Genomic DNA, 25,660 nt, shown 5'->3' on the forward strand with positions numbered 1-25,660 from the left:
CACCTACATATTCGGGTAAACCGGTCCCTCTCCGGCATTCCTGATGGCGGCGGTCTGTGCGGGCCGTCAACCCGAATTACATATTCGGATAGACCGGCCCTTCGCCGCCCTGCGGAGGAACCCAGTTGATGTTCTGGTTGGGGTCCTTGATGTCACAGGTCTTGCAGTGGACGCAGTTCTGGGCGTTGATGACGAACACGTCCTTGCCGTCCTTCTCCACCCATTCATAGACGCCGGCCGGACAGTAGCGCGTAGACGGGCCGGCATAGACGTCAAGCTCCGAGCGCTTCTGCAGGTCCATATCCCTGACCTTGAGATGCACCGGCTGGTCTTCCTCGTGATTGGTGTTCGACAGGAACACCGAGGAGAGACGGTCGAAGGTCAGCACGCCGTCGGGCTTCGGATAATCAATCTTCTTGTGCTTGGCCGCCGGCTCCAGCGATTGCGCATCCGTCTTGCCGTGCTTCAGCGTACCGAAGAACGAGAATCCGAAGAGCTGGTTGGTCCACATGTCGAGACCGCCGAGGCCTACGCCGATCGCCGTGCCGAACTTCGACCAGAGCGGCTTGACGTTGCGCACACGCTTCAGATCCGTGCCGATATCGGTGGCGCGCCATTCGTTTTCGATCGCGATCGGCTCGTCATTGGCGCGGCCGGCTGCGATGGCCTCGGCAATCTTGTCGGCGGCCAGCATGCCCGACAGCACCGCATTGTGGCTGCCCTTGATGCGCGGCACGTTGACGAGGCCGGCGGAACAGCCGATCAGCGCACCACCGGGGAAGGACAGTTTCGGGACCGACTGGTAGCCGCCCTCGGTGATGGCGCGGGCGCCATAGGACAGGCGCTTGCCGCCCTCGAAAGTGCCGCGGATCGACGGATGCGTCTTGAAGCGCTGGAATTCCTCGAAGGGGTAGAGATAAGGGTTCTTGTAATTCAGGTGCACGACGAAGCCGACGGCGACCATGTTGTCTTCGAGATGATAGAGAAACGAGCCGCCACCGGTCTTCATGCCGAGCGGCCAGCCGAAGGAATGCTGGACGAGACCCAGTTTGTGGTTCTCGGGCTTGACCTGCCAGAGTTCCTTGATGCCGATGCCGAATTTCTGCGGCTCGCGATCCTTTGAGAGATCATACTTGGCGATCAGTTGCTTGGCGATCGAGCCGCGGACGCCCTCCCCGATCAGCGTGTACTTGCCGAGCAGCTCCATGCCGCGGGCAAAGCTCGGACCGGGCTCGCCGTTCTTCTCGATGCCCATATCGCCGGTGGCAACGCCGATGACGGCGCCCTGGTCATTGTAAAGCACATCGACGGCCGCAAAGCCCGGATAGATCTCGACGCCGAGCGCCTCGGCCTTTTCGGCCAGCCAGCGACAGACATTGCCGAGCGAGACGATGTAGTTGCCGTGATTGTTCATCAAAGGCGGCATGGCGAAGTTCGGCAGGCGGATCGAGCCGGCGGGGCCGAGCAGCATGAAATGGTCGTCAGTCACCTTCGTCTTGAAGGGATGCCCCTCCTCCTGGCGCCAGCCCGGCAGCAAGCGGTCGATACCAACAGGATCGACGACGGCGCCCGAGAGGATATGCGCCCCGACTTCAGCACCCTTTTCCAGGACGACGACCGAAAACTCCGGATTGACCTGCTTCAGTCGGATCGCGGCCGAGAGACCGGCAGGCCCGGCACCGACGATGACAACGTCGAATTCCATGCTTTCGCGCTCGGGCAGTTCCAGTGGCTCGGTCATCTCGTCGTCTCCCGTCACATCCGGATATTTTTGCCCGGTTTCGTTCCCAATCCTGCCTTCCGTCATGGCAAATACAGCCGAACTTGTCGAGCCAGTCTGCGACGGTAGCCAAGCGCATTTGCGCATGAGTTGATGCGGCAAGGATACGAAAATATGACGTGTACGTAAACGTCAAAAATTGATGCGAATTTTTGTTTTTCTCATTGCATCTTTGTTAAGCTGCCCCACCCTTGTGAGGCGGTCAGCCAGATTGCTATGCTGACGTGTGCTACTATCCAAGGTGATACATTCCAAACTAGCCAATCGGCGGTTCATCAATGCACACTTTATCTCGCGCAGTCACCACGCTCGAAATGCAACGCGTTGGTTCGGATGGTGAGTTGGTAATGAGTGCCCTCGGGACAGGCTTCTTTTGGAGGCATAATAGCCCAGTGGCTTATCGTCACCAACTGGCACAACGTTACCGGATTGAATGCGGACACAGGTAAGATCGAAGATCGCAAATTCCACCCGACAAATGTGAAATTCTCTGTACTGCAATCCTTGTCAGATGAGGGGAAGCAAGCAAAACGTGTCAATATAACTTCGCCTCTGTACAAAGATGATGAGCCTTTGTGGATCGAACATCCCTCTCGAAGACAAATTGACGTAGTGGTGATTCCAATTGAAATTCAATCAATTGATCGACTAGTGACCCTTGCCATCAACGAAATCCAACTCGACGAAATTTCCCCCGTTGTCGGAATGGACTGCTTCATTATTGGCTATCCTAAAGGACTTCGCGGCCTTCATGACACACCAATATGGAAGCGAGCATCAATTGCCACCGAACCTTCTCTAAATCACAAACGCAAAAAAATGCTGCTTGTTGATACAGCAACCAGGGAGGGAATGTCTGGGTCGCCAGTGGTGTTACGGCATGAAGGCCTTCACATCCCAAGCGGAATCATCACTCACGAGAGTGCTTTTGGAACATTCGAAAGTCTTTTAGGCGTCTATTCAGGGCGGATTGGCGTCGATGAAATGGGGGCACAACTTGGCAGAGTTTGGAAAGCCGAAGTGATATTGGAAATCTTATCAGAAGGCTTACCGGGTGTTGACCCAGTGTTCGCGTCGTAGCATCCAAAACCTACCTATAAAATATTTCCGCAAACAGCTATTCGTCGGGAACCCTCGGTCATAGGGAGCACGGTGTTCATGCGCGAACAACTGCGATGATGGCCACACCCATCCCGCCTTGCTTTGGCCGCCCGCCCATGCCAGAAGGCGCCCTCCGAATATACAAAGCCCTCCGTCACACAGCGCAGTCCCATGCCCGATAGGGCATTTCGCGGTTGCGCGCGCACGGCTTTGACGACAGGAGACTTCACATCATGGCAACCGCTCTCGGCTTTGATTTCGGCACCACCAATTCGGTTCTGGCGACCGCGCAGGGCGATACGACGCAATCGCTGAGCTTTACCAGCACGGCCGGCAGCAGCGATTCGATGCGCACCGCGCTGTCCTTCATGAAGCATGCCAAGCTCGGGGCGGCCGCCGTCAAGATCGAGGCCGGACAGGCGGCGATCCAGCAGTTCATCGACAATCCCGGCGATTGCCGCTTCCTGCAGTCGATCAAGACCTTTGCCGCAAGCCCGGTTTTCCAAGGCACGCTGGTCTTTGCAAAGCGACATGGTTTCGAGGATCTGATGCGGCTGTTTTTGAGCCGGCTGGCCGATTATGCCGGCGATGGCTGGCGGGAAGATTATCGCCGCATCGTCGTCGGACGGCCGGTGCGTTTTGCCGGCGCGAGTCCGGACGAGGCGCTGGCGCTGTCGCGCTACAACGAGGCCTTGTCCTCCTTCGGCTTTCCGGAGGTGCATTATGTCTACGAGCCAGTGGCGGCCGCCTTCTATTTCGCCCAGCACCTGCAGCAGGATGCGACCGTGCTGGTTGCGGATTTCGGCGGCGGCACCACGGACTATTCGATCATCCGTTTTGAGAGCCATGCCGGACACCTGACCGCGACCCCGGTCGGTCATTCCGGCGTCGGCGTTGCCGGCGATCATTTCGATTTCCGCATCATCGACACGGTCGTCTCGCCGCTGATCGGCAAGGGCAGCCAGTTCAAAAGTTTTGACAAGCTGCTCGACGTGCCCTCCAGCTATTACGCCAATTTCGGCCGCTGGAACCAGTTGTCGATCTTCAAGACGCTGAAGGATTTCACCGACCTGAAGCAACTCGTCCGCTCGGCGGTGGAGCCGGAGAAGCTCGAAGCCTTCATCGATCTCGTCGATCACGACGAGGGCTATCCGCTCTACCAGGCGATTTCAGCCACCAAGATGCGGCTTTCAAGCGCGGAGGAAACCGAGTTCTATTTCGCGCCGCTTGGCGAAAGCAGCCGCAGGACGGTGCGCCGCGCCGATTTCGAAAGCTGGATCGCGCCGGATCTTGCCCGCATCGAGGAGGCGCTAGATGAGGTTCTGGTCTCGACCAATACGGCGCCCGCCAGCATCGACAAGGTGTTCCTCACCGGCGGCACCTCCTTCGTGCCGGCCGTGCGCCGCCTGTTCGAAAACCGTTTTCCGCTCGACCGCATCGAAAGCGGCGGCGAGTTGCTGTCGATCGCCCATGGCCTTGCCCTGATCGGCGAGCGCGACGACATCGAAAGCTGGACGGCGATGGCGGCGTGACGGCAAGTCCCTTCCTGCCTGCCGCAGCTTCTGTACAAGGGCATGATGATCGCAACCGACAGCCTCAGCGCCGCCGAACTCGCCGCCCTTCTGCATTTCCATGCGGATGCGGGCGTCGAATGGCTGCTGGAGGAAATGCCGGTCGATCGCTTTGCCGAATTCGAGGCAGCCAAGGCGGCGCGGCGCGCAGGCGGCGGCGCAGCCCTGCAAAAACGCAGGGCTCACCCGTCAAGCCAACCGCTGGACGGTCATCCCTTGGCCAATCCGGGCAACCGGTTCGGCAGGCGCCATCGGAAAGCGTCGACCGCCGCATGGCATCGCTGCCGGCAAGCCTGGCTGCAGCGGTTGCGATCCCCGACGAGCAGGCCATCAGCGAGGCGCGGTTTGCGGCGGAATCCGCCCGGTCGCTCACTGAGCTCAAGGCCGCGATGGACGCCTTTTCAGGCTGCAATCTCAAGAACAGCGCCCGCAACACCGTGTTTGCCGATGGACAGGCCGGCGCGCGCGTAATGGTGATCGGGCCTGCGCCCAGCGGGGACGACGACCGCGACGGTATGCCGTTTTCCGGTAAGCCAGGCCAGATGCTGGAGCGCATGCTCGGCGCCATCGACCTGAGACGCGACACCCTGATGCTGACCAATGTCATCCCCTGGCGTCCGCCCGGCAACCGCGTGCCCTCGCCTCGCGAAACCGATATCTGCCGGCCGTTCATCGAGCGCCAGATCGTGCTGGCCGAGCCGCAATATTTGTTGATTCTCGGAAATTTTGCCGCGCGCTTCTTCTTCGGCGGCAATGAGACAATCCACAACAGCCGCGGCGACTGGCGTGAGGTGTTGATCGCCGGACGCACGATCCCCGCATTGGCGACCCTGCATCCGCAGGATCTGATCTCGGCACCGGCCAGCAAGCGGCTCGCCTGGCAGGATCTGCTCGCCTTCCAGGCCCGGATTCGCGGTTAACAGACCGTCAACCGGGCACTTGCCTCATTTATGAACATTGCATGAAGAAAGCCATGCGAAATGCGCATAGCAGAATCGCGCCATGGGCCATTGCAGAATCTATGTTGCATTGCAATATAAGGTCACGGGAGGACTGGAATAAGGAATTGAACCATGACTGCCCGTTTTCGCCCCATGCACAGCACGTTCGAGACGTTGCGCCACACAGGCTCTGCCCTGCGCTCGCCGTTCAATCGCTTCGGCTCGGCAGCCAATGAGCAGATGACCGCTGCAGGCTATGCCCGCACAACGCGCCCCGCACAGATCTTCGCGGAATTTATCCAGCGCTAAGACTGGGCAGCGCTAAAAATCGGGGTGCAGCGCATTGACGCGCGCCCTCCAATGTAATGATGATTTCAAGGAATCCGATCATGTCAGCATCCATCCGCTCGCTCCGGGTCCTCTTCGACGATATTGGCACCGCCGTGCGCGCCTCGCGCGAATATACAAGGCTGAGCCAGGAGGCCCCGTCCGCAAAGACCGATCGCCAGGCGATCAGCAACCTCCTGCCGCATTAAGTCGATACCTTCCGAGATATCCAATGCGCCATCGCCTGTCGCAATCGACAGGCCGTGTGAATAGCGATAGAGCCACACTCGTTTTCTGATTCCGGAAGCGATGTGACGCGTGGCTTGCTAAAATCCCGCGACATACCGTTCCTGTTTTTTCAGCGTCGCCGGACGATATTGCCGGGACGCCGCGTCACTGCGCACAGGAGCCGTCATGTTTTCCAGCCTCGCCTCCGTGCTCAGCCTGATGCTATCGACCCTTTTGATGATGGTCGGATTTGGCCTTGCCAGCTATGTGCTGCCGGTGCGTTCCGTTGCCGAGGGCTGGTCCACCCTGACGATCTCGGTGATCGCCACCGGCTATACGCTCGGTTTTACCCTGTCCTGCATCGTCACGCCCAAATTCGTGCTGCGGGTCGGCCATGTCCGGGTCTTCACCGCGCTCATCACACTTCTCAGCGTCGCCATCCTGCTGTGCGGGCTGGTCGTTGACTGGCGAGCCTGGGTGCTGTTCCGGGCGATTTCCGGCTTTGCGATTTCGGGCAGCTATCTCGTCATCGAAAGCTGGCTCAACGAAAAGGTAACAAATGAGAACCGCGGCGCGCTGTTCTCGCTCTACCTGATCACCACCATGCTCGGCACCATCGGCGGGCAATATCTGGTGCCGCTCGGCGACCCGACCAATTCCTCGCTGTTCATTCTCTGCGGCGTGATCTTCTCACTGGCGCTCCTGCCCACCGCCCTCTCCTCCTCGCCGCTGCCGGCCCCGCCGGCCCAGGCGAAGTTCGATCTGCCCGGCCTCTATCGGCGCTCGCCGGTTGCCGTGGTCGGCGCGTTCCTTGCCGGTGCCATGTCCGGCGCATGGCTCAATCTGGGTGGCGTTTTCACGCAGAAGGTGGGGCTTTCGACGGCGGAGGGCGCGACGCTGCTTGCCTCGCTGCTGTTCGGCAGCGCCATCTCGCAGATCCCGATTGGCCGCGCCTCCGACAAGATCGACCGGCGCATCGTCATGGTCGGCTGCGGCATCGTCGGCGTCGCCTCCTGCCTTGCCATGGTGGCGCTCATCGGCTCGAGCGCCGTGGTTCTCTACATCACCGCGGCCTTCGTCGGCTCGGTGCTGTTTCCGATTTATGCGCTGAATGTGGCGCATGCCAATGATCTCGCCCGACCCAACGAATATGTCGAGGTTTCCTCCGGCATGATGATCACCTATGGCATCGGCACGATCTCCGGACCCTTGATGGTCGGGCCGGTGATGGACCATTTCGGCCCGGGCGCGCTGTTTCTCGTCCTCGCCGTCTATTTCGCGCTTTATGCCGCCTATGCCGCCTGGCGCATCGCGCAGCGCAAGCAGCATGATGGGCTTGTCGGGAAAACGGATTTCCAGGCCAACACCGTGCCGCAGCCCGGCACCGAGGCCGTGAACGCCATGAACCAGGCGCCGCGCGCCGCAGGTCGCATCGAAGACGACACTGCCCCTCTGGCCTGAATCTCTTTGGCCTGAATCTCGCGAGCCTGATGGCTACCCTTGCGGCGTCACATGCTTGCGCGCGCCCTTGCGTTCGAGCCCCAACCTGTGTTCCCGGAAAATGATGAAGATGCCGGCGCCGACGACGATCGTGGTCCCAATCAGCATGACGCCGGTCGGCACCTCGTCGAACAGGACATAGCCGATCCCCATGCCGAGAAGGATCGAGGTATATTCAAACGGCGCGATGGTCGACATATCAGCATAGCGGTAGCTCTGCGTCAGGAGGATCTGTGCAACCCCGCCGCAAAAGCCGGCCGCCATCAGCAGCAACAAGCTGCTCCAGGGCAGCGGCTGCCAGCCGAAAGGCAAGGTCAGCAGCGAAAAGCATGAGGCCGAGAGCGAGAAATAGAGCACGATCGTGTGGGTGCGTTCTTTCTGCACGAGCTTTCGCACCAGCACCATGGCAATGGCGCCAAGCGCCGCAGACAGCAGAACGGACAAGGCGCCAAGCGCCGCAGCCGAACTGGCTGCACCGCCTTCCCCCAGAAGGGTCAGCCGCGGCCAGGTGATGATCATCACGCCGACCAGCCCGACCAGAACGGCCGACCAGCGATAGAGGCGAACGGTCTCTTTCAGGAAGATGGCAGCAAAGACGACGGCCAGCAGCGGCATGGCGTAGCCGATGGCGATCGCCTCGGGCAGCGGCAGGTGCACCAGACCATAAAAGCCGAAGCTCATTGCAAGAATGCCGATGAAGCCGCGTGTCATATGACCCACAATATCATTTGTCTGAAACGCAGTACGCAGATGCCCCTTGAAGGCGAGATAGGCGAGGATCGGCACCATGGCGAAGGCGGAGCGATAGAAGGTAATCTGCCCGGTGGCGATGTCCGTTCCGGCCGCCTTGATGAAAGTCGCCATGCAGACGAACACCAGAACGGAGAGGACCTTGAGGGCAATGCCCTTCATCGGGTTGATCTGTTCGGAATCCATGCGGCGGGCTCGTCGGACTTGCGGCAGCGGGCCGGACATCGGAAGCGACAGGCTGCGATCGGGAAATGACGGCCGGGAATCCGCCGCATGAGGTAGCGCCGTCATAGTAGCGCGATGATCCGCAAAATTGGATCAATTTTCGTGATGTGTGCCTGAAATATTTGATGGCCCGCGCGATTTTCTGGCATCCCGCTTCACAGTCTTCCCTGCGCGCTGTCTAAAAAATATTTCAGCAAGGCTAAAAATATCAGGCAAATTTAAATATTGTTAGGGCGATTTTCGTACATCTGCGGTCCACTACCGCGGAATGGTTCAATTCGGGACAGTCAGTCGTGCTGTGCTGGCGGGCCGATCTGACAGACAATCCAGGAGATCGCCGTATTATTTCACCGCGGCGACCTTTTCACCATCACCGGCATCACCTAAAACGTCTGACGTGACGGGTGATGCAAGCAGGACATCCAATGCGCACAGACACCGGCGAAATCATTCATCTGGAACACTACCGGCCGACAGATTTCGTTTTGGAAAGAGTGGATCTCACCTTCGAGCTTGATCCGCTGGAAACCAAGGTGGAAGCGCGACTGATCTTCCACCGCCGCGAAGGCGTGGATGCCAGCGCCCCGCTCGTTCTTGATGGCGACGAATTGAAGATGACGAGCCTCCTTCTCGACCAGGAGGAAATCCCTGCCGCCAATTACGACGCAGCCGAAAAAACGCTGACCATCCGCGGCCTGCCGGAAACGGCGCCCTTCGAGATCACCATCACCACCGAACTTTCGCCGCAGAGCAACACCAAGCTGATGGGACTTTACCGCACCAGCGACGTCTATTGCACCCAGTGCGAAGCCGAGGGTTTCCGTCGCATCACCTATTTCCCGGACCGCCCGGACGTGCTCGCACCCTACACGGTCAACATCATCGCCGACAAAGCGACCGCCCCGCTTCTGCTCTCCAATGGCAACTATCTCGGTGGCGCCGGCATGGGCGATGGCCGCCACTTTGCCGCCTGGTTCGATCCGCATCCGAAGCCAAGCTACCTGTTTGCGCTCGTCGCCGGCGATCTCGGCATCGTCGAGGACACCTTCACGACCATGTCCGGCCGCGAAGTTGCGCTGAAAATCTACGTCGAACACGGCAAGGAGCCGCGCGCGGCCTATGCCATGGATGCGCTGAAGCGCTCGATGAAATGGGACGAGGAGGTTTTTGGCCGCGAATACGATCTCGACATCTTCATGATCGTCGCCGTCTCCGACTTCAACATGGGCGCCATGGAGAACAAGGGGCTCAACGTCTTCAACGACAAATATGTTCTCGCCGATCCGGAAACTGCGACCGATGCCGACTACGCCAATATTGAGGCGATCATCGCGCATGAATATTTCCACAACTGGACCGGCAATCGCATCACCTGCCGCGACTGGTTCCAGCTTTGCCTGAAGGAAGGCCTGACGGTCTATCGCGATCACGAGTTCTCAGCCGACCAGCGTTCGCGCACCGTCAAGCGCATTGCCGAAGTCCGGCACCTGAGAGCCGAACAGTTTCCGGAGGATGCAGGCCCGCTTGCCCATCCCGTGCGTCCGGTCAAATACCGCGAGATCAACAATTTCTACACGACGACGGTCTATGAAAAAGGCTCGGAAGTCACCCGCATGATCGCCACCGTGCTTGGTGCCGATCTGTTCAGCCAAGGCATGGACCTCTATTTTGAACGCCATGACGGTCAGGCCGTGACGATCGAGGATTTCGTCGCCTGCTTTGCCGAGGTTAGCAAACGCGACCTGACGCAGTTCTCGCTCTGGTATCATCAGGCCGGCACACCGCTGGTCAGCGCCTCCAGCGCCTATGATGCCACGAAGCAGACCCTGACATTGTCGCTCGAGCAGATGGTGCCACCAACGCCCGGCCAGAGCAGCAAGGAACCGATGCACATTCCGCTGCGCATCGGCCTCCTCTTGGAAGACGGCTCCGAGGTGAAGGTCACCGGCGCTACCGGTGCAGAAGTTTCCGGCGACGTCCTGCATCTTGTCGAACGCACGCAAACCGTCGTGTTCTCCAACATCCCGTCCCGGCCGGTCTTGTCTCTCAATCGCGGATTTTCCGCACCGATCAATCTGCATTTCGAGCAGACCCCGGCAGATCGCGCCCATATCGCCCGCTTCGAGAGCGATCTCTTTGCCCGCTGGCAGGCCCTGAACGATCTCGCTCTGCCCAATCTCGTTGCAGCCGCGGCCAGCGCCAAGGCCGGTCAGCCGGTCGAATGCGACGCTGCCCTGATCGACGCCCTCCTCGCGGCAGCCGCGGACGAAACCCTGGAGCCGGCCTTCCGGGCACAGGCTCTCGCTTTGCCGAGCGAAGCGGACATTGCGCGCGAAATCGGCAGCAACAATGATCCGGATGCCATCCATTCCGGCCGCCAGCAGATCATGACGACCATTGCCGAAGCCGGGCGCCAGATCTTCACGACACTCGTCGAGCGCGAGGCCGACACGACGGCATTCAGCCCGGATTCCGCAAGCGCCGGCAAGCGGGCGCTGCGCAATGCCGCGCTCTCCTATCTCGTCTATGCCGAAAACCTGCCCGGTCGCGCCGTGCAGGCCTTCGATGCCGCCAACAACATGACGGACCTCAGCCAGGCGCTGACCATCCTTGCCCATCGTTTCCCCGGTGCCCCCGAGACGGCAAAGGCACTGGCCGCCTTCAAGCAGCGGTTTGCCGAAAACGCACTGGTCATCGACAAGTGGTTCACGATCCAGGCCACAATTCCCGGCCGGGAAGCACTACAACGGGTCAAGACCCTGATGGACGATCCGCTGTTCAACGGCAACAATCCGAACCGCGTGCGCGCGCTCGTCGGCACCTTCGCCTTTTCCAACCCCACCGGCTTCAATCGCGCCGATGGCGAAGGCTATCGATTCCTTGCGCAGCAGATTCTCAATATAGACCCGCGAAACCCGCAACTCGCGGCCCGTATCCTGACATCGATGCGGTCCTGGCGCTCGCTGGAGGAAACTCGGGCCGAACACGCCCGCAACGCCCTACGCGAAATCGCGGGCGCCGCGAAGCTCTCCCTGATGTCGGAGACATTGTCGAGCGCATGCTCAAGGGATAGAGCGGAAAAGGCTTTTCCTGTTGAAAAACCCGAGCCGGCAGCTTTGTCGGCCGAAAAGGCGACCCGTCAGCAGGGCCGTCTATCATTTTCCAATGATTAGAAATGGTTAACAAAGTTTTACGTTTTCCTCTGGACAAGGCGAATCACAATTGATTCATTAGGTTAGATTCGAGCGAGCGGCGCGACGAATCACCAGAGGGTGACAGATTGACAAAGATGGCGGACGCGCGGCGGGGACGCGCAGCCGGCGGGCCACTGCGACTCAATTTTCCGGGCTTTGCGGTCTTGGAAAAGGAAGTCATCCAGCACGCAAGGCTTTTTACCGAACCGGCAGCGCTTCGTCTCTCCAAGGCGGAGCCGATCTTGAAGCGATCGATCCCGATCTTGATCATCGCGTTCCTGATGGTGGTCGCGATTTCGCGGATCAGCGGCATCATGGTCGAATATGCGCGCATGGAATCCAGTCATAATCAGGCGGCCATGCTGGCAGCAGCCACAGCCAGTGCGGCCCTGCAGCCTGACAGCGCTGTTCTTTTTCAAACGGCAAGCGTTGGGATGTCGAGCAGCGGCTTTCCACCTATCTGACCCCGGACCTGCTCGACCAGGGATCCTTCGTCCTCGCAGTACAGAAGAGCGGGCAGATCTTTGCCAGTTCGGCAAAGGGAGCCGGCTATATCGGCCGTTCGCTTGCGACCATCGCTCCGGAGGTCGCCGCCTTCCAGTATTTCGGTGAACGATCCACCCTGATGCGGACCTTCATCGACGGGACGGAACATGTCATCGTCCTGACCCAGATGCCGAATGCCGTTGGAACGATCCTCGTCGCCACGCCGTTGACGCTGATGGAAAAGCTCTGGCGCGACGAGGTCTCCCTCAATGTCACGCTGTTTGCAGGCATCTCCGCTATCCTGCTCGTCATCCTCTACGCCTATTATATTCAGGCGAAGCGCGCGCGCGATGCCGATGCAATCTTCGCGGAATCCAATCTGCGCGTCGAGACCGCTCTGTCTCGCGGACGCTGCGGCCTCTGGGATTTCGACATGAAGAACCGCCGGCTGTTCTGGTCACGCTCCATGTATGAAATGCTCGGGATGGGACCGCAGACGACCGTGCTGTCGTTCGGCGATGCCGCACGCCTCATGCACCCGGACGACACCGGCATCTACAAGGTCGCCCGTACCATCGCCAAGGGCGACGCCAAGCAGATCGACCAGGTCTTCCGCATGCGCCACGCCGATGGTCATTACGTTTGGATGCGCGCGCGCGCCAGCTGATCCGCACCTCATCCGGCCGCATGCACCTGATCGGCATCGCCATGGATGTCACCGAACAGCATCGGCTCGCCCAGCGTTATGCGGAGGCAGACCAGCGTCTCGCCGACGCCATCGAGTGTACCTCGGAAGCCTTCGTGCTCTGGGACAAGAACGACCGGCTGGTGATGTGCAACACGCATTATCAGGAGGCCTACGCCCTGCCCGACGACGCGCTGGTGCCCGGCACGGAGCGTTCGGTCGTCACTGCGGCTGCAGCACGGCCGATCATCGAACGGCGCATCGCTGATCCTGACCGTTCCAACCAGTCGCAGACCACGGAAGTGCAGCTTGCCGACCAGCGTTGGCTGCAGATCAACGAACGCCGCACCCGGGACGGCGGTCTCGTTTCGGTCGGCACCGACATCACCCTGCTCAAGCGCCATCAGGTTCGCCTGCGTGAATCCGAGCGCCGCCTGATGGCGACGATCGGCGATCTTTCGACGTCACGTATGACGCTGGAACGCCAAAAGTCGGAGCTTTCGGTCGCCAATTCGAACTATCAGGCTGAGAAGGAACGGGCGGAAGGCGCCAACCGGGCGAAGTCTGAATTCCTCGCCAACATGTCGCATGAACTGCGCACGCCGCTCAACGCCATTCTCGGCTTTTCCGAAATCCTGCAGAACCAGATGTTCGGGCCGCTCGGCTCGGAGAAATACGACGAATATTCCCGCGATATCCATGAAAGCGGCAAGCACCTGCTCAACGTCATCAACGACATTCTCGACATGTCGAAGATCGAGGCGGGCCACATGAAGATCAATCGCGAGACGATCGATCTGGCGCCGCTGATCGAGGAGACGCTGCGCTTCACCACGATTCCGGCCGTTCAGAAGAACATCTGCGTCGATCAGCAGATTTCCTCCGGCCTGACGATGAATGCCGATCGCCGCGCCATGAAACAGGTTTTGCTCAATCTGTTGTCGAACGCGGTGAAGTTCACTAATGAAGGCGGCAAGATATCCCTGCGCGCCAGAAAAGTGGCAGGCGCGGTGACGCTGACGATTGCCGATACCGGCATCGGCATCCCCGCGCGGCGCTGGAAAAGATCGGCCAGCCCTTCGAGCAGGTCCAGAGCCAATACGCCAAGAGCAAGGGGGATCGGGCCTTGGCCTCGCCATTTCGCGGTCGCTGACGAACCTGCATGGCGGCACCATGAAGATCTATTCCGCCGAAAATATCGGCACCATCATCTCCGTGCGTATCCCCGACAGCGCCTGAGATCTTCAGGCCTTGACCGTCGCCTGGAAAATCCGCCGCACGGATTTCGACAGGCGGCGGATATCGGCCTCCAGCAGCTTGACATCAGGATAGTCCCCGGCCCGGCAGACGAGATCGATCAACCCAGAGGGCGCACCCTTCAGCTCGAAATCACCTTCGATGCACAACCGAACCACCTGCGAAAGCTCAGTGAACAGGTGCAGACCTTCCTGCACCGTATCAACCTCGCTCGCCTGCAATACATGCGGGCCAAGCGTCTTCAGCACGTCCACCGTGGACGCCCCGTTCGGCGGCATTTGCAGATCCAACGCCGGTGCGATGAGCTCCAGATATTGGGCAATGAACTCGATATCGACCAAGCCGCCCGGAATAAGCTTGAAATCCCAGAGATCGCTCGGCGGCTTCTCCTTGTCGATCATGGCCCGCATTTCCGCGACATCGGCTGCAACCTTCGCCCGATCGCGCTGCTGACCGAGAACCTCGTCGAAAATGGCGCTTGCCTCGGCAACCAGGCTGGCATCGCCGCAGATCGTCCGCGCCCGCGTCAGCGCCATGTGCTCCCAGGTCCAGGCTTCTTCCCGCTGATAGCGGGCAAAGGCATTGATCCGGGTGGCGACAGGCCCCTTGTTGCCGGAAGGGCGCAACCGCATATCGACCTCGTAGAGCACGCCTTCGGCGGTCGGCGCCGAGAGCGCCGCGATCAGCCTCTGCGTGATGCGGGTAAAATACCGCACGGAATCGAGCGGCTTTGCGCCATCGGATTCGTCGGCAGCCTCATCATGGTCATAGAGCAGGATGAGATCGACGTCGGAGCCCGCCGTCAGTTCGTGACTGCCGAGCTTGCCCATGCCGACGACCGCAACCCGCCCGCCCGGAAACCGTCCATGCGTCGCCTCAACCTCCGCCAGCACGGCATCGAGCGCCGCGGCAATGATGAGGTCGGCGAGATCGGTGAAGGCGCGACCCGCATGGGCGCCGCTGATGACGCCGGTGAGGAGCCGGATGCCGATCAGGAAGCGTTGCTCGGCGGCGATGATGCGCAACCGGTCAAGCGTGTCTTCATAGTGACGTGAGCCAGAGACGAAGCCGGCGATCCGGCTTGCCAGATATTCGCGGGTCGGCAGTTCCGCCAGCAGGCGCGGATCCAGCATACCGTCGAAGACATGCGGCCGGCTGGCGATGATGTCGGCCAGCCTTGGGGCCGACGACATGATGCTGACGATCAGCGAGAGCAGGCCGGGATTGTTGCCGAGCAACGAGAACAGCTGGATGCCGGCCGGCAGGCCGGAGAGAAACTGTCGAAGCGCAGCAGCGCCTCGTCCGCCCGCTTGCCCTGCCCGAAAACGCGCAGAAGTCCGGGCGTCAGTTCCGTCAGCCGCTCGCGTGCCTCTACCGATTGCGTCGCTCGATAACGTCCATAGTGCCAGGTGCGGATCGTGCGCGAGATATCCTGCGGCCGCTGGAAGCCAAGCTTTTTCAGCGTCTCCAGCGTATCGGGATCGTCGTTCTGGCCGGTGAAGACCAGATTGCCGCTCTCCGTCGACAGCCCCGCCTCCTGCTCGAATAGTCGGGCGTAACGTTTCTCAACCGTCTTCAGCACTCGCGACAGCTCGCTCGAAAACGCGGCCGTGTCTGCAAAACCCATCATGTAGGCGATGCGTTTCAGTTCCGCCTCGGTCGTCGGCAGTACATGGGCCTGCTCGTCCCGAACCATCTGGATGCGGTGCTCGACATCACGCAGGAACCAGTAGGCGGCGATCAGTTCCTCGCAGGTCTTTTCGTCGATCCATTTTGCTGCGACCAGCGCCCGAAGCATCGGCTCGGTCGCCTTCAACCTTAGCTCCGGTGTCCGCCCCCGGCGATCAATTGCTGCGTCTGGACGAAAAACTCGATCTCGCGGATGCCGCCGCGGCCAAGCTTGATGTTGTGCCCCTTCACGGCGATTTCGCCGTGGCCCTTGTGCGCGTGAATCTGCCGCTTGATCGAATGGATGTCGGCAATCGCCGCATAGTCGAGATATTTGCGGAAAACGAAGGGCGTTAATTCGCGCAGGAACGCGTCCCCGGCGGCGAGATCACCCGCCACGGGCCGCGCCTTGATGAAGGCAGCGCGTTCCCAGTTCTGCCCGCGACTCTCATAATAAAGCATCGCCGCCTCGATCGGAATGGCCAGCGGCGTGGCACCCGGATCAGGCCGCAGCCGTAGGTCCGTGCGGAACACGTAACCGTCGCCGCTGCGCTCCTGCAGGATGCGGATCAGCCGGCGCAACAGTCGCGCAAAGGTTTCGGGCGCCTCGTCCGGATCGGGGATGAGCGCCGCCTGCGGGTCGTAGAAGATGACGAGATCGATATCGGAGGAATAATTGAGCTCGAAAGCGCCGAGCTTTCCCATGCCGAGAACGACGACGCCGGACGCTTCGCTCGGATGGTCGAGGTCCGCGACGATCAGCTTGCCGACGTCATGGGCGCTTGAAAGCAGATGATCGATGGTGGCGGAAACGGCAGCACCGGCAAAATCGCTTAGCCAACGGGTCGTTTCGCGGGCCGTAAACAGCCGCTGCAGGTCGGCAAGCGCCGTCACGAAGGCCACTTCGCGCTTGGCGATACGCAATCGGCTCATGATCTGCGCATCGGTGACCGGCTTGCCCGGCTCATCACCTTTCCAGGCGCCACGCGCAGTTTCGATGCAGGTAGCAATCAGGGGAATGACAGGCTCGCTCAGCGCCCGCACCAGAAGCTCCGGCCTGCTGACAGCACAATCGCGCAAAAACGGCGACAGGGAAAAGGCGGCGATGATGAAATCCCGCCACGCACCTTCAGTGGCGAGCAGTTCGACGATCGCCCCATGACTTTTCGCCATGTCCTTGAGATCGGACAGAACCGATTTCATCTCGGCCTGGCTGGATGGCCGAAGCGGGTTCGTCCCGATGTCCGACAGGCGCCGCTTATCCGTCTCCACGCAAACCCTCCTCGCCGTCCTCTCCGGCAAGACAGGTCTATCAGCCGATGACGACGGGGAAAACCATGCTGGCGGTCAAACCACGATTGTTTTCGGCGACTGCATCCGTGTCGGTGAGTTCCAGCGTGCCGTGGTGCATCTCCATCACGGCCTCGACCAGCGAAAGGCCAAGTCCGGTTCCGGGTTTGCTGCGGCTTTCGTCGAGCCGCACGAAACGCTGAACTACATCCTCCCGCCGCGCCGAGGGTACGCCCGGCCCGTGATCCGCTACCGAGACAACCACGGACTGGTCGCGTCGCTCGACCCTGACACGGATCAGCGGATTGTCCGCTCCCTGCGCATATTTGATGGCATTGTCGATGAGGTTGCCAAGTGCCTGACCGATCAGTTCACGGTTGCCGCTGATATGGATGCCCGCCGGCACCTCGGCCTCGATCCTCAAGGCCTCGTCCTCCGCAACCGGCTCATAAAGCTCGACGCAATCCTCAACGCTGCGCGAAAGATCGACATCGCTCATCTCGGCCGCGGCAGCGCCCGCCTCGACGCGGGAAATCATCAGGAGCGCATTGAAGGTGCGGATCAGTTGGTCCGATTCGCCAATGATTTCCTCTAGCGAGGAGCGATAGCCGGCATTTGTCGCCTTGTGGGCAAGGGCCGCCTCCGCCTTGTTGCGCAGACGTGTCAGCGGCGTCTTCAGGTCATGGGCGATGTTGTCGGAGACCTGCCGCAACCCCTCGTTCAGCTTCTCGATCCGGCCCAGCATGGCGTTCAGCGATTCCGACAGGCGGTCAAACTCGTCGCCGGAGCCGCTCATCGGCAGGCGCTGCGAAAGATCGCCAGCCATGATCTTCGTGCTTGCCTCCGACATCCGATCCATGCGCTTGAGCGCGTTGCGGCCGATCGCGAACCATATGACCAACGCACCCAACCCCATGATGCCGAGCGCTACAACCAGCGCCTGACGCACCAGCACCCGGAATTTTTCGGGCTCCTGCAGGTCGCGGCCGACGAGCACGCGCAAACCGTTGGACAGAATGAAGACATGGGCGAGCGCGACATGCCCCTCCCTGCGGCTTTCGTCCGTGTATCGCTGATAGCGGAAGGCCTGCTCGGTCCACCCCTCCTTGTCGAGAAGCCCCGGCTGCAGCGAGGCGACATTGCCGGCGAGGATTTCTCCGGTCGGCCCGGCGATCACATAGAGATTGGCGCCGGGCTGGCGCGCGCGGCGCTCGAGCGTGCGCAGCAGGCCGTTGACGCCGGCGCGGTTGTAGATCGCCTCGATCTGCGTCACCTCGGCGACGACAGCCTCCTTGGTCTGCTGCTCCAGCAGCCGCTGCGACATGCCCGTGACATAGAAGACGAGGAAGGCTGCGCAGATGGAAAACAGGATGAGGTAAAGCGCCGAAAGACGCACCGCGGTCGTTCGGAAAAGCACGCGCAACCTGCTCATGGATCGGGACGCCCGTCCCCCTTGGCCGCCTCGTCCTTGATCATGTAGCCGGCACCGCGCACCGTCCGCAGAAGCGGCTGGTCGTAGTCCTTTTCGATCTTCGAGCGCAGCCGCGAGACATGCACGTCGATGACGTTGGTCTGCGGGTCGAAGTGGTAGTCCCAGACATTTTCAAGCAGCATGGTCCGGGTCACGACCTGGCCGGCATTCTTCATGAGATATTCCAGCAGCCGGAACTCACGCGGCTGCAGCGGGATTTCCTTGCCCTGGCGGCGAACCGAATGGGAGAGCCGGTCAAGCTCGAGATCGCCGACCCGGTAGGCCATGTCCTGCTCCGGCGCGCCCTTGCGGCGCCCGAGAACCTCGACACGCGCAAGAAGCTCGTTGAAGGCATAGGGCTTCGGCAGGTAGTCGTCGCCACCGGCCCGAAGGCCGGTCACGCGGTCGTCCACCTGTCCCAGCGCGGAGAGAATGAGCACCGGCGTGTGGATGGCCTTGCGCCGCAGTTCGGTGATGACAGAAAGCCCGTCGCGACGCGGCAGCATGCGATCGATCACCAGCACGTCGTAGCTATTCTCGCTGGCCATGAACAGGCCGCTTTCGCCGTCACTGGCGTGGTCGGACACGATACCGGCCTCGCGAAACGCTTTTGCCAGATAGGCGGCGGCCTCCAGATCGTCTTCGATAATCAGAATCTTCATGCGCGTGACCATAATCCGGTACCCCTGCCTTCCACAACCGGTTTGCCTTGGGAACACTCGGCGAAACACCCCTTATCGGTCGGGTGCATCGAGCTGCCGAATGCGGAACGCCGCGAAACCAGAGGATTTCGCGGCGTTCCTGTCAGTCATCAGTCAGGACCGCGATCAGCCCTGGTTGATCGGCAGCGCCACGAAGCGGCTGCCCTGTTCGGCTTCGATCTGGAACAGCGCCTTGGTCCGGCCGTCCTTGCGGGCGCTGTCGAGCACCTTCAGGATGTCGTCCGCGGACTTTACCTCCTGATTGTTGACCGAAACGATCTTCTCGCCTTCCTTGACGCCGCGGTCGCTGGCGTCAGAGTCCGGATCAACCGAGGAAATCGTCACGCCGGTGCCGTCTTCGGCAGGCGAAACGGTGACGCCGAGGTCAGCCAGTGCCTTTTCGCTGGATGGCTGCGTTTCCTCGGGCTGCGACTGGTCCGTACCGGCCGAAGCTTCCTTGGTATCTTCCGGCAGGGTGCCTATCTCGAGCTTGACCGTTTCGGCCTTGCCGTCGCGCCACAGTGTGACCTCGGCCGTGCTGCCAGGGCGCATATCGGCGATCATGCGGGCCAGTTCGCGCGGTCCCTTGATGAGGTCACCATTGACCGCCGTCACCACGTCACCCTTCTTGATGCCCGCCTTTTCGCCCGGTGAACCGGCCTGCGGCTGGACGACCAGCGCACCACCTGCTTCGGCAAGGCCAAGCGATTCGGCCACATCCTTGTCGACCGGCTGGATCTGCACGCCGAGCCAGCCGCGCGAAACCTCACCGTCCTTCATCAGGTCTTCGACGACGCCCTTGGCGACTGAAGCCGGAATGGCAAAGGCGATGCCGACATTGCCGCCGGAGGGCGAGAAGATCGCGGTGTTGATGCCGACCACTTCGCCGTTGAGGTTGAAGGTCGGGCCGCCGGAATTGCCGCGGTTCACCGCCGCGTCAACCTGCAGGTAGTCGTCATACGGACCTGAGCCAATGTCGCGGCCACGGGCCGAGACGATGCCAGAGGTCACCGTGCCACCGAGGCCGAACGGGTTGCCGACCGCAACCACCCAGTCGCCGACGCGAACCTTGCTGTCATCGGCAAAGCTGACATAGGTGAACTTGCGCTTGTCCTCGACCTTCAGCACGGCCAGATCGGTGCGGCTGTCCTTGCCGATCAGCTTGGCGTCCAGTTCGGTACCGTCGTTTAGGATCACCGTGAATGCCGAGCCGTCGGAGACAACGTGATTGTTTGTGACGAGGTAACCGTCTTCCGAGATAAAGAAGCCGGAACCCTGCGATGTCGGGTGCAGGCGGCCTTCGCCGCGCTTGCCTCCGTGCGGCCCGTGGCCCCGCTCGGCACGCTTGTCGCCATCAGGACCATTCGGCCCGCCAAATTCCTTGAAGAAGCGCTTCAGCGGGTGATCATCCGGCAGTTCGTCGAAGCCACGGCCACCGAAATCGAAGCTGAAGCCATTGCTGGCATCGTCGGAAACCGGATTGGCGCGCGACTGGACACGCACGGAAACAACCGCGGGGGAAACGGCATCAACGACATTGGCGAAACTGGGAACCTGCGGCGCCTCGATCTTCACGGCGGCGGCAAAGGAATTCGTCACGGCAGCCGGAATGCCGGTGGACAGCATGACAGCCGCGAGGCCCGCGACGGTCGTGGTTTTCAGAACGGTCTTCAGGGAAGGACGCAGTGATTGATTCTTGAACATCCGATTTGCCTTTTCTCTCATGTCTGGCTGCGCTGGAGGAACAGCCGATGGGAAAGCAATAGTCGAACGCACCTTACGGACTTGTGTCCGCGACATGAACAATTGGTAATGTTGGGAAGCGGGTAGTGGCAAGCCCTACCCGCTACTCACTATCGCGCAACACCTGCGCCAGCCGCGCACGCTCGTCTGCAGACAGCGCCGTTCCCGTCACCCTCCCGTTCCGGCGCCTTGCTGCAACGGCCATTGCCGTAACGCCGGCCAAAAGCAATACGAACGGCGCGCCCCACAACAACAGGGTCTTCATTTCGAAACGGGGATTCAGCAGCACGAACTCGCCATAGCGCGAGACGACGTAGTCGATCACGGCCTCGTCGCTGTCGCCGTCCTTGATCCGTTCACGCACCAGCACGCGCAGATCCTTGGCAAGCTCGGCATTGGAATCGTCGATCGACTGGTTCTGGCAGACCATGCAGCGCAATTGTGCCGAAAGCGCCCGTGCCCGCGCCTCAAGCGCGGGGTCGGCCATGACCTCGTCCGGATTGACGGCAAACGCCGGCGCCGCCGAAAACAAGAGCAGCAGCACCAGGAGCACGGGGCGGATCATTCTGCCGGCTCCAGCGCGAACTTCTTCTGCTTTTTGCCCGCGACGGGGCGCCTACCCGCAGACGCCGGTCGCTGAGGGACACCATGCCTCCCAGGATCATGAACAGCGTGCCGCCCCAGATGCAGAGAATGTAGGGCTTCCACCAGATGCGCACGACCACACCGCCATCCGCCATCGCGTCGCCCAGCGAAACATAGAGCTGGCTTGCCCCGAAGCTGCGGATACCGGCCTCCGTCGTCGGCATGCGCCGGGCGGTATACATGCGTTTGGAAGACCACATCTCCGTCACATTGACGCCGCCGCTGGTGACTGTAAAGTGTCCGGATTCCTCGGTATAGTTGGGCCCATTGCCCTGGCGCATACCGTCGAAGCGGAGCGTATAGCCGCCGGCCTCTGTGGTCATGCCCGGCTTCATCTCCACCACATGCTCGGTTTCAAAGGCAGTGACGGCGACGATACCGATCATCGTCACGCCGAGCCCCATATGGGCGAGCGCTGTCCCGAAAGCCGAGCGCGGCAGTCCTTTGAAACGCCGCAGCGCAACGGAGGCCGCAACCTTTCCGACACCCGCGCGCAGGGCAAGGTCCGTCAGCGAGCCGGCGAACACGTAGACGCCGAGCGCGAGACCGAACAGCGCCAGGATCGGTCCGCCATGCTCGATGTAGTAGACGATGCCGCCGGTCGCGAGACCCACGCCCACCGCCGCGAACAGGCGCTGCCCAGCCCCCAGCAGATCACCGCGCTTCCAGGCAAGCAACGGCCCGAACGGCACCGCCAGCAGCAAAGGCAGCATCAGCAGTCCGAAGGTCATATTGAAAAAGGGCGCACCGACGGAAATCTTCGATCCCGTCAAGGCCTCGAGCACCAGCGGATAGAGCGTGCCCGTCAGGACCGTGGCCGCAGCCGTCGTCAGAATCAGGTTGTTGAAGACCAATGCACCTTCGCGCGAAATCGGCGCAAACAAGCCGCCAGCCTTCAGGCGGGTCGCCCTCAAGGCAAAGAGCGACAGCGCACCGCCGATGAAGAAGATCAGGATGACAAGGATGAAGACCCCGCGTGTCGGATCGGTCGCAAAGGCATGCACCGAAGTCAGGACGCCGGAGCGGACGAGGAAGGTGCCCAGCAACGACAGCGAGAAGGTCATGATCGCCAGAAGCACGGTCCAGATCTTCAGCGCCTCGCGTTTCTCCATGACAAGGGCCGAATGAAGAAGCGCCGTACCGGCGAGCCAGGGCATGAAGGATGCGTTTTCGACCGGATCCCAGAACCACCAGCCGCCCCAGCCAAGCTCATAATAGGCCCAGTAGGATCCCATGGAAATGCCGGCCGTCAGGCAGGTCCACGCCGCCAGCGCCCAGGGCCGGACCCAGCGCGCCCAGGCGGCATCGATGCGCCCTTCGATCAGGGCTGCAACGGCAAAGGAAAAACAGACGGAAAAGCCGACATAGCCGAGATAGAGCAGCGGCGGATGGATTGCGAGCCCGATATCCTGCAGGACCGGGTTGAGGTCCTTGCCCTCACCCGGCGCCGGCACGAGCCGTGCGAAGGGATTGGAAGTCAGAAGAACAAACAGCGTGAAAGCCGTCGCGATCCAGGCCTGAACCGCCAGCACGTTCGCCTTCAGCGTTTCCGGCAGGTTGCTGCCGAAGCTTGCCACCAGTGCCGAGAAGAACGCCAGGATCAAAAGCCAGAGCAGCATCGACCCTTCGTGATTGCCCCAGACGCCGGAATATTTGTAGATCAGCGGGATCAGCGAATGCGAGTTTTCCCAGACATTCTGCACCGAGAAGTCGGAGGTGACATGGGCGTAAGTCAAGACGGAGAAAGACACAGCAACCAGGCCGAACGTCGCCAGCGCCGCCGTCGTGCCGACCTGCATCAACGAGCGGTCGCCGCGAAAGGCACCGAAAACGGGCAGGAGCGATTGCAGGATCGACGTCGCCAAGGCAAGCACCAGGGCATAATGTCCAAGCTCGATGATCATTTGGCCGCTTCCTCGCCCTGCCAGACGCCCTGTTCCTTCAGCCGGTCGGCAACATCCTTCGGCATGTAGTTCTCATCATGCTTCGCCAGCACCGTGTCGGCAACAAAATCCGGGTTCCCGGCCACGAACTTGCCTTCGGTCACGACCCCCTGCCCCTCGCGAAACAGGTCGGGCAGGATGCCCGTATAGGTCACGTTGACCGTCCCGATCTTATCCGTCACCGTGAAATTGACCGTGGACCCCTGGCCGCGCTTGACCGATCCCTCGCCGACAAGCCCGCCAAGGCGGATGCGCGTTTCCGGTGGTATCTGGGTTTTCTGCAGATCGGCAGGCATGTAGAAATAGGCCACCGCCTGGCTGAACGCGAACATCACCAGAAGCACGGCGGCAAGCAGAAAGCTCACCCCCGCCGATGATCGCCAAACGCTTTTGCTTGCGGGTCATCGGCTTTCCTCCAAAGGCTTCAGGCCCAGTTCGCCGGCCAGGGCCAGCAATTGCTTGCCCTCAGGCCCACTAGCCGGAAAGGCTGCAAGTCCCTGTTTCAGTGCGTCGGCGGCCTTGTCCTTCTGGTCCAGCACCGCGTAGGAGCGCACCAACCGCATCCAGCCTTCGAAATTGGCCGGATTTTCCTTGAGTTTGCCGGACAGGCTATCGACCATGCCCTGGATCATCGCCCGCCGATCGCCGGTGGACATGGTCTCGGCAGCGGCAATATCGTCGGATGTCGGATTTCCGGGCGCAGCCTCATTGGCCTTCGTGCCGGCATCTGCCGTCGTCGGATCATTTTTCAAACTGGCGATATGGTCATTAACGAGCGGCAGCCAGGGCGCATCCTTCGGAGATTGCGCAACAAGCTTATTGAAAGCGGCCAGTGCCTCAGCCTTCTTGCCTTCCTGCTTCAGCGCCAGCGCCAGGTAGAATTCGGCACGCGGATCGTTCGGCTCAAGCACCAGCGACTTCTGCAAGGCCGTCTGCGCTTCGGTTGTGATCAACCCGCCGGAGAGAGCAATCAGGCTTTCGGCATATCCGCCGAGCCGGGCGGGGCTCGGGCCCAGCAGCCGGATGGCCCGGTCGAACGCAACCGCTGCATCCTCGATCCGGCCGGTGCGATAATAGATCGGTGCCAGAAGTTCCCATCCGGCTCCATCCTCCGGATTTTTCGCAAGTTTCTGCTCGGCCTGTGCAATCAGGATATTGGCATCGTCGCCGGGGTTGGCAAGACGAGCCGATAGCGGCGCATCCGGCACATCCGGGCTGCCGGTCGTCAAGTAAAGACAGAGCCCAAGCGCCGGCAGCACGATGATGACGCAGAGCTGTGCCAACCGGTTGGCACGCACCGATCCCGACTGGCTCTTAGACGTTTTCACCGCATCGCTCGCCGCCAGCAGGCGACGGGCAACCTCGGCGCGCGCGAACTCGGCGTCGTCGCCGGAAATCAACCCGGCTTTCTCGTCACGCGTCAGCTCGTCCAGCTGGTCGCGATAGACTTCGACGTCATGGCTTCGGGGAGCCTCGGCGCGTGCATTGGCACGCAGCAGCGGCAACAGCAGAACGACGGCGACGGCCGCCGTCAGGATAGCAACAAGGATCCAGAACAGCATGTTTGCTCAATTACTATGCGGCACGCCGCATTCCAACTCGAAAACCGGTAATGCCGAAGATTTGAGGCGTTTCGCCGCAACAGCCTTGGAACGGATCAGCGCGTGTCGTTATTCAGTTGAGCGGCGTCCAGCTGCCATCCGCATTGCGGCAGGCGGCGCCGCGCGCCACCGTCTGCTGTCCCTTGATCGTCACCGTATGGCTGTATTGCCGGCAATTCTGTGATCCGACCTGGTAAGGCGCGGCCGCAACGACGGACCCGCTGACGTCGGACCCTTCCCAGGCAACCGGCTGGCCGCCAGGCGCTGCTTCCAGAGCCCGGTATTCCGCCTCCAGCGCCCGCTGCCGATCGGCCTTGCTGATCGCAAGCCCGGCATCCCGTCCGATCACGCCGCCACCCAGCGCAGCAATCAGGGGCGCAGAGCCATTTGGCTTCTGTGCGGAGCCGATCATGCTGCCGCCCAGCGTCCTCTGACCCGATGCCGAACCACATCCGGACAGCAGAGCTGCGCCGGAAACGATCAAAACCGCGATCCGGATGGGGGAGCCAATCTTGGCAGGCGTCGTCTTCATCATCGTCAAGCGATCCAGCTT

General features: G+C 61.1%; 14 protein-coding genes and 5 pseudogenes. 8 read left to right on the forward strand and 11 right to left on the reverse strand.

What is annotated here, in order from left to right:
* Positions 1–76: 76 nt before the first annotated feature.
* Positions 77–1,741 carry an electron transfer flavoprotein-ubiquinone oxidoreductase gene (locus P6U16_RS04305; protein ID WP_277702739.1) on the reverse strand — a complete coding sequence of 555 codons (1,665 nt, stop codon included), beginning with the start codon at positions 1,739–1,741 and terminating at the stop codon, positions 77–79.
* A gap of 390 nt (positions 1,742–2,131) precedes the next feature.
* On the opposite strand from P6U16_RS04305, the gene P6U16_RS04310 reads away from it, so the two are divergent.
* The 6 genes and pseudogenes from P6U16_RS04310 (at position 2,132) to P6U16_RS04335 (ending at position 7,409) form a co-directional block, all read left to right on the forward strand.
* A complete protein-coding gene (locus tag P6U16_RS04310; protein WP_277702740.1) occupies positions 2,132–2,860 on the forward strand; it encodes a trypsin-like peptidase domain-containing protein in 729 nt (242 codons plus the stop codon).
* A 254-nt stretch (positions 2,861–3,114) separates the two neighbouring features.
* Positions 3,115–4,413, forward strand: coding sequence for an Hsp70 family protein (locus tag P6U16_RS04315; protein WP_277702741.1), 1,299 nt, complete (start codon positions 3,115–3,117; stop codon positions 4,411–4,413).
* Positions 4,414–4,458: 45 nt separating this feature from the next.
* A pseudogene (locus P6U16_RS04320) lies at positions 4,459–5,372 on the forward strand (uracil-DNA glycosylase).
* Between the two features lie 153 nt (positions 5,373–5,525).
* Positions 5,526–5,702 carry a hypothetical protein gene (locus P6U16_RS04325; protein ID WP_277702742.1) on the forward strand — a complete coding sequence of 59 codons (177 nt, stop codon included), beginning with the start codon at positions 5,526–5,528 and terminating at the stop codon, positions 5,700–5,702.
* Between the two features lie 80 nt (positions 5,703–5,782).
* Positions 5,783–5,929, forward strand: coding sequence for a hypothetical protein (locus tag P6U16_RS04330; RefSeq protein ID WP_277702743.1), 147 nt, complete (start codon positions 5,783–5,785; stop codon positions 5,927–5,929).
* A 205-nt stretch (positions 5,930–6,134) separates the two neighbouring features.
* Positions 6,135–7,409 (forward strand): MFS transporter, encoded by a 1,275-nt coding sequence (locus P6U16_RS04335; protein WP_277702744.1) that lies wholly within the window; start codon positions 6,135–6,137, stop codon positions 7,407–7,409.
* A gap of 33 nt (positions 7,410–7,442) precedes the next feature.
* Here the strand turns inward: P6U16_RS04335 and P6U16_RS04340 are convergent, their stop codons facing one another.
* Positions 7,443–8,384 (reverse strand): DMT family transporter, encoded by a 942-nt coding sequence (locus P6U16_RS04340; RefSeq protein ID WP_277702745.1) that lies wholly within the window; start codon positions 8,382–8,384, stop codon positions 7,443–7,445.
* Positions 8,385–8,848: 464 nt separating this feature from the next.
* Here P6U16_RS04340 and pepN point away from each other — a divergent pair.
* Positions 8,849–11,496 (forward strand): annotated as a pseudogene (gene pepN, locus P6U16_RS04345) (aminopeptidase N).
* 216 nt (positions 11,497–11,712) lie between these two features.
* A pseudogene (locus tag P6U16_RS04350) lies at positions 11,713–14,027 on the forward strand (ATP-binding protein).
* Positions 14,028–14,032: 5 nt separating this feature from the next.
* On the opposite strand, the pseudogene P6U16_RS04355 reads toward P6U16_RS04350, so the two are convergent.
* The 9 genes and pseudogenes from P6U16_RS04355 to P6U16_RS04395 all read right to left on the reverse strand — a co-directional run bounded on the left by P6U16_RS04355 (position 14,033) and on the right by P6U16_RS04395 (position 25,642).
* Positions 14,033–16,985: pseudogene (locus P6U16_RS04355) on the reverse strand (bifunctional [glutamine synthetase] adenylyltransferase/[glutamine synthetase]-adenylyl-L-tyrosine phosphorylase).
* Positions 16,986–17,025: 40 nt separating this feature from the next.
* The gene (locus tag P6U16_RS04360; protein ID WP_277702746.1) at positions 17,026–18,435 is read right to left on the reverse strand and encodes an ATP-binding protein; all 1,410 of its coding nucleotides are present in this window, start codon (positions 18,433–18,435) and stop codon (positions 17,026–17,028) included.
* Complete coding sequence (locus tag P6U16_RS04365) at positions 18,432–19,148, reverse strand: response regulator transcription factor (RefSeq protein ID WP_277702747.1); 717 nt, start codon at positions 19,146–19,148, stop codon at positions 18,432–18,434. The genes P6U16_RS04360 and P6U16_RS04365 overlap by 4 nt, the downstream gene beginning before the upstream one ends.
* Positions 19,149–19,301: 153 nt before the next feature.
* Positions 19,302–20,879: a Do family serine endopeptidase gene (locus P6U16_RS04370; RefSeq protein ID WP_277702748.1), complete on the reverse strand. Its 1,578-nt coding sequence runs from the start codon at positions 20,877–20,879 to the stop codon at positions 19,302–19,304.
* Between the two features lie 142 nt (positions 20,880–21,021).
* On the reverse strand, positions 21,022–21,483 hold the full coding sequence (locus P6U16_RS04375) for a cytochrome c-type biogenesis protein (RefSeq protein WP_277702749.1): 462 nt from the start codon (positions 21,481–21,483) through the stop codon (positions 21,022–21,024).
* Positions 21,386–23,467, reverse strand: a complete 2,082-nt coding sequence (locus tag P6U16_RS04380) for a heme lyase CcmF/NrfE family subunit (protein WP_277702750.1) — start codon at positions 23,465–23,467, stop codon at positions 21,386–21,388. Before P6U16_RS04380 ends, P6U16_RS04375 begins: the two co-directional genes overlap by 98 nt.
* Positions 23,464–23,911: pseudogene (gene ccmE, locus P6U16_RS04385) on the reverse strand (cytochrome c maturation protein CcmE). Before ccmE ends, P6U16_RS04380 begins: the two are co-directional and overlap by 4 nt.
* Positions 23,908–25,068, reverse strand: a complete 1,161-nt coding sequence (ccmI, locus tag P6U16_RS04390) for a c-type cytochrome biogenesis protein CcmI (RefSeq protein WP_277702751.1) — start codon at positions 25,066–25,068, stop codon at positions 23,908–23,910. The pseudogene ccmE and the gene ccmI overlap by 4 nt, the downstream one beginning before the upstream one ends.
* A gap of 112 nt (positions 25,069–25,180) precedes the next feature.
* Positions 25,181–25,642, reverse strand: a complete 462-nt coding sequence (locus P6U16_RS04395; protein WP_277702752.1) for a hypothetical protein — start codon at positions 25,640–25,642, stop codon at positions 25,181–25,183.
* Positions 25,643–25,660: the final 18 nt, after the last annotated feature.

Source organism: Rhizobium sp. 32-5/1, assembly GCF_029537235.1.
In the GTDB taxonomy this organism is placed as follows: domain Bacteria; phylum Pseudomonadota; class Alphaproteobacteria; order Rhizobiales; family Rhizobiaceae; genus Pararhizobium.

Coding starts and splice junctions, on each gene's coding strand:
- P6U16_RS04305 (WP_277702739.1), bottom strand. CDS start 1,741: ATGACCGAGCCACTGGAACTGCCCGAGCGCGAAAGCATGGAATTCGAC.
- P6U16_RS04315 (WP_277702741.1), top strand. CDS start 3,115: ATGGCAACCGCTCTCGGCTTTGATTTCGGCACCACCAATTCGGTTCTG.
- P6U16_RS04325 (WP_277702742.1), top strand. CDS start 5,526: ATGACTGCCCGTTTTCGCCCCATGCACAGCACGTTCGAGACGTTGCGC.
- P6U16_RS04330 (WP_277702743.1), top strand. CDS start 5,783: ATGTCAGCATCCATCCGCTCGCTCCGGGTCCTCTTCGACGATATTGGC.
- P6U16_RS04335 (WP_277702744.1), top strand. CDS start 6,135: ATGTTTTCCAGCCTCGCCTCCGTGCTCAGCCTGATGCTATCGACCCTT.
- P6U16_RS04340 (WP_277702745.1), bottom strand. CDS start 8,384: ATGGATTCCGAACAGATCAACCCGATGAAGGGCATTGCCCTCAAGGTC.
- P6U16_RS04360 (WP_277702746.1), bottom strand. CDS start 18,435: ATGAGCAGGTTGCGCGTGCTTTTCCGAACGACCGCGGTGCGTCTTTCG.
- P6U16_RS04365 (WP_277702747.1), bottom strand. CDS start 19,148: ATGGTCACGCGCATGAAGATTCTGATTATCGAAGACGATCTGGAGGCC.
- P6U16_RS04370 (WP_277702748.1), bottom strand. CDS start 20,879: ATGTTCAAGAATCAATCACTGCGTCCTTCCCTGAAGACCGTTCTGAAA.
- P6U16_RS04375 (WP_277702749.1), bottom strand. CDS start 21,483: ATGATCCGCCCCGTGCTCCTGGTGCTGCTGCTCTTGTTTTCGGCGGCG.
- P6U16_RS04380 (WP_277702750.1), bottom strand. CDS start 23,467: ATGATCATCGAGCTTGGACATTATGCCCTGGTGCTTGCCTTGGCGACG.
- ccmI (WP_277702751.1), bottom strand. CDS start 25,068: ATGCTGTTCTGGATCCTTGTTGCTATCCTGACGGCGGCCGTCGCCGTC.
- P6U16_RS04395 (WP_277702752.1), bottom strand. CDS start 25,642: ATGATGAAGACGACGCCTGCCAAGATTGGCTCCCCCATCCGGATCGCG.